This is a genomic window from Burkholderia sp. SIMBA_051 (assembly GCF_046534915.1).
GTDB classification, from domain to species: domain Bacteria; phylum Pseudomonadota; class Gammaproteobacteria; order Burkholderiales; family Burkholderiaceae; genus Burkholderia; species Burkholderia ambifaria.
Map to the genome: position 1 here is coordinate 1 of NZ_JAWRXS010000869.1, position 237 is coordinate 237.

The following is a 237-nucleotide window of genomic DNA, read 5'->3' on the forward strand; positions in this document are numbered from 1 at the left end:
GCAAAGCGCCCGCCGATTATCTGCCCGCGTTGCAACGTGAACTCGTCGCCGTGATCTCGAAGTACGTGAAGATTTCGGACGACGATATCCGCGTCAATCTCGAACGCCACGACGACCTCGAAGTGCTCGAGGTGAAGATCGAGATTCCGCAGGCTTGAGCCGTCTGTAGCTTCTTTATCGCTTGACGCGCGTCACCGTCATTGGGTGGCGCGCTTTGCTGTGCCATTGTTTTTCGTG

Annotated in this window: 1 protein-coding gene; it reads left to right on the forward strand. The window is 56.5% G+C overall.

From position 1 onward, the window contains the following. Nucleotides 1-158 (forward strand): cell division topological specificity factor MinE (minE, locus tag SB771_RS36925; RefSeq protein ID WP_410722276.1); only part of this gene is annotated, 158 nt, incomplete at its 5' end. Nucleotides 159-237: the final 79 nt, after the last annotated feature.